The sequence below is a fragment of the Streptomyces albidus (ex Kaewkla and Franco 2022) genome (assembly GCF_013870515.1).
GTDB lineage: Bacteria > Actinomycetota > Actinomycetes > Streptomycetales > Streptomycetaceae > Streptomyces > Streptomyces albidus.
This window is the reverse complement of the sequence record NZ_JACBXA010000320.1, coordinates 1-5,582: the sequence shown is the minus strand read 5'-3', so window position 1 is coordinate 5,582 and position 5,582 is coordinate 1. Positions and strand designations below refer to the sequence as shown.

8 protein-coding genes are annotated in these 5,582 nt (G+C 70.2%); 3 read left to right on the top strand and 5 right to left on the bottom strand.

All coding sequences use genetic code 11. From position 1 onward, the window contains the following. Positions 1-269 precede the first annotated feature (269 nt). Together H5J26_RS27825 and H5J26_RS27820 are read right to left on the bottom strand one after the other, a co-directional pair. Entirely contained in the window at positions 270-509 is a 240-nt protein-coding gene (locus H5J26_RS27825) for a DUF6480 family protein (protein WP_181768728.1), read from the bottom strand. Positions 510-554: 45 nt separating this feature from the next. After that, complete coding sequence (locus H5J26_RS27820; RefSeq protein ID WP_181768727.1) at positions 555-1,214, bottom strand: alpha-ketoglutarate-dependent dioxygenase AlkB family protein; 660 nt, start codon at positions 1,212-1,214, stop codon at positions 555-557. A 157-nt stretch (positions 1,215-1,371) separates the two neighbouring features. On the opposite strand from H5J26_RS27820, the gene H5J26_RS27815 reads away from it, so the two are divergent. Beyond that, positions 1,372-1,638: a GlsB/YeaQ/YmgE family stress response membrane protein gene (locus H5J26_RS27815; protein WP_181768726.1), complete on the top strand. Its 267-nt coding sequence runs from the start codon at positions 1,372-1,374 to the stop codon at positions 1,636-1,638. Positions 1,639-1,827: 189 nt separating this feature from the next. Continuing rightward, on the top strand, positions 1,828-2,877 hold the full coding sequence (locus H5J26_RS27810) for a phosphatidylinositol-specific phospholipase C domain-containing protein (RefSeq protein ID WP_181768725.1): 1,050 nt from the start codon (positions 1,828-1,830) through the stop codon (positions 2,875-2,877). An 82-nt stretch (positions 2,878-2,959) separates the two neighbouring features. Here H5J26_RS27810 and H5J26_RS27805 read toward each other — a convergent pair whose 3' ends face one another. The 3 genes from H5J26_RS27805 to H5J26_RS27795 form a co-directional block, all read right to left on the bottom strand. Further along, the gene (locus tag H5J26_RS27805) at positions 2,960-4,495 is read right to left on the bottom strand and encodes an ATP-dependent DNA ligase (protein WP_181768724.1); all 1,536 of its coding nucleotides are present in this window, start codon (positions 4,493-4,495) and stop codon (positions 2,960-2,962) included. Between the two features lie 110 nt (positions 4,496-4,605). Further along, complete coding sequence (locus H5J26_RS27800; RefSeq protein WP_181768723.1) at positions 4,606-4,950, bottom strand: DUF3140 domain-containing protein; 345 nt, start codon at positions 4,948-4,950, stop codon at positions 4,606-4,608. Continuing rightward, on the bottom strand, positions 4,947-5,177 hold the full coding sequence (locus H5J26_RS27795) for a hypothetical protein (protein WP_181768722.1): 231 nt from the start codon (positions 5,175-5,177) through the stop codon (positions 4,947-4,949). The genes H5J26_RS27800 and H5J26_RS27795 overlap by 4 nt, the downstream gene beginning before the upstream one ends. Positions 5,178-5,388: 211 nt before the next feature. Between H5J26_RS27795 and H5J26_RS27790 the strand changes: the two genes are divergently transcribed. Continuing rightward, positions 5,389-5,582 (top strand): hypothetical protein (locus tag H5J26_RS27790; RefSeq protein WP_181768721.1); only part of this gene is annotated, 194 nt, incomplete at its 3' end.

Sequence of the window (5,582 nt, the reverse complement as noted above, 5' to 3'; positions counted from 1 at the left end):
CAGCCGCTGGTGGAGCCCGAGCGGCAGACCGAGGAACCGGAGGGCACCTGCTGCGATCCGGAGCCCGTACCGCCGGAGCCCGAGCCGCAGCCCGCGCCGCCTCCTCCGTGAGGGGCGTGAGGCGGCGTAGCCGCATGTGAGGTGCTGTACGTGAAGAGGCCGCGGGCGGACAAGCGGGAAGGGATGCGCTTGTCCGCCCGCGGCCTCAGCTCCTGCCCGGCCGCGCTTCGGCTCAGCTCTCTTGCCCGGCCAGCGCTCCGGTTACCGGCTCACAGCTCCACGGCCCAGGCCACGAAGTAGACGACGAAGAACAGCACCAGCACCGCCAGAATGATCACCGGCGCCTTGGCCCAGCCCTTGGCGGGGTTGTGGCGCTCGTCGGGGCCTGCGCCTCCGGTGCTGTCCTCTCCCGGCGGCGTCTCGCCGGGCGGCACCTCACCGCCCGGCTCGAGTCCGGGCGTGTGCCGGGGATCTTCCGGGTCCTCGGGATCCGGGTGCTTCGCGTTCATGGGGTCCGAGTAGGCAGGCGGGGCCCGTCTTACACATCGTCCCGGTCAGTCCGTGAGACCCGTGACCCGCAGAGTGATGTTCAGCCGGCCCGACGCCAGGCCCGTAGCGGGGTCGCCCGTTCCTTCGAAGACCCTCGTCACGCCGTGGTACGCGAAGCGTGACGGGCCGCCGAAGACGAAGAGGTCCCCGGACGCCAGCTCGACATCGGTGTAGGGCCTGCCGCGCGTCGTGGTGTTGCCGAAGCGGAAGAGGCACGTGTCGCCGATGCTCAGCGAGACGACCGGTGCACCGGACTGCTCGTCCTTGTCCTGGTGCATGCCCATCTTCGCCCGGCCGTCGTAGAAGTTGATCAGAGCGGTGTCGGGGTCGTATCCCTCGCCCGCGTCCGGGTCGTCGTATGCGTCGGCGAGGGCGCGCCTGCCGAGCTCGGCCAGCCACTCGGGGAAGGCGGCCACGCGGCTTCCGTTCACGTCGCCGGCGGTGCGGGTGTACCGGTAGGGCTGCCAGTGCCAGCCGAGGCACACCGTCTGCACCGACATCACGCCGCCTCTCGGCAGCCGGGTGTGCCGCAGCGGAACCGGGCCGGCCGCCCACTCGCGGCAGGCGGTGACCAGCTGCCGCTGCTGCTCCTTGGGGAGCCAGCCGGGCCGGTGCACCGCACCCGGCCCGAGTCGCGCCGGAGGGCGGGGGATCAGTGCGTCCACCTGCTGGAACTCCTCTCCGTACGGGGAAAGTCTCGCACCCTTCAGCCCCCTCGACCGGCGGGTTCCGGACGTGGATCCGTACCGGGCGTAACTGCGTTGACTGCGCCGTCCCGTTGTGGGCAAGAGAAGGGAACACGACGACCGACAAGGGGAGATCATGGAGATCTCAGGCATCATCAGCGCCATAGTCATCGGCATCGTGATCGGCGTGCTGGGGCGGCTCATCGTTCCCGGGCGTCAGCGCGTCGGCATCCTGCTGACGATCGGGGTCGGCATCGTCGCCGCCCTGATCGGGTCCGCTCTCGCCAACTACTTCGGTGTGGGCGACACCAAGGGCGTCGACTGGATCGAATGGCTCGTCCAGCTGGTTCTCGCGGCACTCGGAGTCGCCGCGCTCGACCGCTCCAAGCGCCGCCGCCGCTGAATCCGCCCGCATCGGAAGTGATGCCCCCTGCTGCCGGTCTCCGTCGGCAGGGGGCCAGTTCCGTGCCTCGGACGCAGCCGTGCTCCCCGCGAGTTCGTCCGGCTCGTTTCCCGTGAGCCGTACCCCTGGTACGTGAACCGCTCTACGCTGATGCCCACTTGGCCCCCCCACAGACCGAGGTATCAGCCCATGAGCAGATCCCGCTTGGCCGTCGCCATACCGGTGGCCGCCATCGTCACGGCTGCGACCGCTCTGGCCAGCCCGTTCTCAGCGCAGGCAGAACCCGAGGCGGCTGCCTCCTCCTACGCGGAGACCACCGCCGTAGGAGTCCACAACGCCTACGAGAAGGACAAATACGAGTACTTCGCCGACGCCCTCGACACGGGGGCGTCGCTTCTCGAACTGGACGTGTGGACCAACATCGTCGGCAGTGGCTGGCGCGTGTCCCACAGCAACCCGACGGGCAACGACAACAACTGCGAGAACGCAGGCTCGGCGGCCGAACTGCGCAGCAAGAAGCGCGACAAGGGCCTCGACGGCTGCCTCGCGGACATGCGCGCGTGGCACGACGCCCACCCCGGACACCCGCCCGTACTCATCAAGGTCGAGATGAAGGACGGGTTCTACAACAAGGCCGACCGCGGCCCGGACGAACTGGACGCCCTGCTCAGCGAGAAGCTGGGCGACGCGCTCCTGCGCCCCTCCGACGTCGTCGGGGAGCACGCCACTCTGGACGAGGCGGTGGGAGCCGGCGGCTGGCCCGACCGGGACGCGATGGCCGGCAAGTTCGTCTTCGAACTCATCCCCGGCACCGTCGAGGAGGGCAACCCGGCCGACGACCTGTGGACGGACGAGGAGTACGGCTCCCACCTGAAGGACCTGGCAGCCAAGGGCACGCTCGGCGACGCCGGTGCCTTCCCCGCGGTGCACGGTGCGGAGAAGGGCGACCCGCGCACCGAACGGTACGAGGAGGCGCTGCGCCCCTGGTTCGTGCTCTTCGACGGTGACGCCTCCACCTTCGCGGGCGGCGAGATCGACACGGCCTGGTACAGGGAACGCGGCTACCTCGTGGTCATGACGGACGCCCACAAGGTCGCGCCGGAGATCGACGGCAGCAGCCCCACCGAGCAGGAGGCCCGCGACCGGGTCACCCAACTCGCCGCGTCGCACGCCAGTTTCACCACCTCGGACTGGGCGAAGATGCCGTCCGTCCTGTCGATGGTCGTGCCGCGCGGCTGACCGGTCCGCCGAACCCCGTCCGTGCGCTGACGCACCGCACCTGACGTCCTCGTGCCGCGCCCCGCTGAGGCGGCTCCGCCGCCTACCGGCGCAGCGCGAGGACGTCGTCGACGGTGTCCGCCTGCGCGGTGGTCTTGTCGGTGCGGTAGCGCACCACGCGGGCGAAGCGCAGGGTCACCCCGGCCGGGTAGCGGGTGGAGCGCTGCAGCCCGTCGAAGGCGATCTCCACGACCAGTTCGGGCCGTACGGTCACGCCCCAGGGATGCTCGCTCTCGGCGAGGTCGCGCAACTGCCCCGTCTGCCAGGCCAGCAGCTTGTCGGTGAGCCCCTTGAAGGTCTTCCCGAGCATCGCGAAGCCGCCGTCGGGCCGCCGTGCGCCCAGATGCAGGTTCGAGAGCGTTCCCGTACGGCGACCGTGTCCCCATTCCGCGGCCAGCACCACAAGGTCCAGCGTGAAGACCGGTTTCACCTTCAGCCAGGACGTGCCGCGCCGCCCCGCGCTGTAGGCGGAATCCAGAGCCTTCACCATGACGCCCTCACGGCCCTGTTCCAGGACGTCGCGTGCGAAGTGCTCCGCCGCGGCACGCTGCGCGGCGTCCTGCGGAGCGTCGACGACCAGCCGCCGCACCCTCAACGACTCGGGCACGACCTCGGCGAGGACCTCGTGCCGCTCCCGTACGGGCAGGTCGACCAGGTCGCGGCCGTCCACGGACAACAGGTCGAAGAAGCGGGCCGTCACAGGCAGAGTCGCCCGCGCGGCGGGAACGTCGACGCGTGAACCCACACGCTGGGAGAGCTCCTGGAACGCGACCGGTCTGTCCTGCTGGTCGAGGGCGATCACCTCTCCGTCCAGGACGGCCTGCTGAGCGCTCAACGCCTCGGCGGCGTCCGTCAGTTCGGGAAGGCGGTCGGTGATGTCGTCCAGCGTTCGCGTGTAGACCCCCACGCTCCCGCCGTCCTTGTGCACCTGAACACGGATGCCGTCCAGCTTCTCCTCCACGACGCACGGACCGAGCCGGTCCAGTGCCTCCAGTACGTCCTTCGCGCTCTGCGCCAGCATCGGCAGCACCGGGCGGCCGGTGCGCAGCTGGAACTCGCCCAGGGCGTCGGGGCCTTCGGCCAGCAGGGCGCGGGCGACCGCACCCAGCGATCCGCCGAACATCACCGCACGCCGCACCTGGTCCGAAGGCACGCCGACGGCCTGGGCGAGGCCCTCGACCGCGAAGGCGTCGAGCGCGCCCTGCCTCAACTCGCCTGTGAGCAGCCGGAAGAGGAAGTGCTGCTCCTCCTCGGTCGCGGCCGACATCAGCGTTCCCACCAGCCGTCCACGCTCCGCCTGGGCGCCCTTGCCGCTGACGGCCGCGATGCGCTCCAGTGACTCGTCCACCTCCGCGATGGTCAACTGCGGGGCGGCGGAGGCCGGATGGCGCTCGGAAAGCGTGCGCCAGCCCACGCCGGTGCGGCGCTGCGGGAGCCGCCCCGCCAAGTACGTGACGACCAGGGGCACTTCGTCCGGGGAGGCCGTGCGGAAGAGCCTCGCGAGCAACGCCACCTTCTCCTTGCGGGCGGAGGCCGTCGCGATCTCCCGGGAGGTACGGGCGATGTCAGCGAGCAGCATGAGTCCATCCTCGCCTAGGGGGGAGCAAAGGCCCGCCTGGCGGACACACCCTGGCGCTACCGGGCACGCACCACTCCGGCACGGGACAGGCCGGCCGGTGTGCGGCGGGGTCAGCGCTGCGGATCGTGTCCCCAGTTCATGAGCGAGAAGCGCCACTCCGTGTCGCTCACGTCACCTCGCGGCCGGTGCCTGAGCTGCCGGTCGATGTGGTGGATGATCTTGCGCATGTGTACGAGGTCATCGGCGGTGAAGTCGGCCTTGCGGGTCCGCAGCAGCCGTACGATGCGCCGCCCGGTGGCGTGACCGTGGCTCTCGCTCTGGCCCTTGTGCCGGCCCGCGTTCCGTGACTCCTTCGTCTCCAGCCAGTGCTCCAGCTGGCCCGCGGGAAGGTTCACGGCGTGCGCGAAGTCGCTGAAGAGTTCGTCGCGTCGGGTGCCCTGCGTGGTGTCACTCATGAGGCACGGCCACCTCTCTCGTGCGGGTCTGCGGTTCGGTGCGCGCCGCCCACGTCCGGCATCGCGGTCTCGCTCCCCTCGCGCGGCAGATCAGGGACGGCTCTGCCCGTACGGCCGACGGCTCGCGTACCCTCGGCGATCTTGCGACGGAGAGTGCCGACGGCCACGATCCCCTGGGTCCTCCAGGGCAGCCGGTCACCTCCGGTCTGCTTCCTGCCCCACGACATTTATCTGCCTTTCGCGTGTTATGCCGTTTTCCTCACTTCGGGTGCCCTCCTCTCGCCGGTGAATGCCTGCACTTCCTGCCTGCTCGTGCATCTGCGGCTCTGAAATGCGCGTCCGCACGCGGGCTGAAAAACTCTCCGTAGTTTCCTCATCGCTGTTCGTGATCGTCTTCGGTTGTGCTCTGTCGGGCTGAACCTCTGGGAAGGAGCCGCCATGCAGCGTCGGCCGAGCGCTCACGTGCGCGAAGGGGTGCCGGAGGCCGGCACGCTGGGCCTCGATCCTGACCGCGACACGGCAGCCGTGATCGAGGCGCTCCTCGCTCGCCACATCGCGCAGCGCCGCGAGGAGGCCGCCCGAAGCAGCGGCCGGTTCGCCGAAGACGTCATCGACCTCCTCGCCGACGTCGT

Excerpts from the sequence above, each read along its gene's own strand:
- H5J26_RS27800 (WP_181768723.1), bottom strand. The coding sequence starts at position 4,950 with ATGAGTGACACCACGCAGGGCACCCGACGCGACGAACTCTTCAGCGAC.
- H5J26_RS27810 (WP_181768725.1), top strand. The coding sequence starts at position 1,828 with ATGAGCAGATCCCGCTTGGCCGTCGCCATACCGGTGGCCGCCATCGTC.
- H5J26_RS27815 (WP_181768726.1), top strand. The coding sequence starts at position 1,372 with ATGGAGATCTCAGGCATCATCAGCGCCATAGTCATCGGCATCGTGATC.
- H5J26_RS27805 (WP_181768724.1), bottom strand. The coding sequence starts at position 4,495 with ATGCTGCTCGCTGACATCGCCCGTACCTCCCGGGAGATCGCGACGGCC.
- H5J26_RS27825 (WP_181768728.1), bottom strand. The coding sequence starts at position 509 with ATGAACGCGAAGCACCCGGATCCCGAGGACCCGGAAGATCCCCGGCAC.
- H5J26_RS27795 (WP_181768722.1), bottom strand. The coding sequence starts at position 5,177 with ATGTCGTGGGGCAGGAAGCAGACCGGAGGTGACCGGCTGCCCTGGAGG.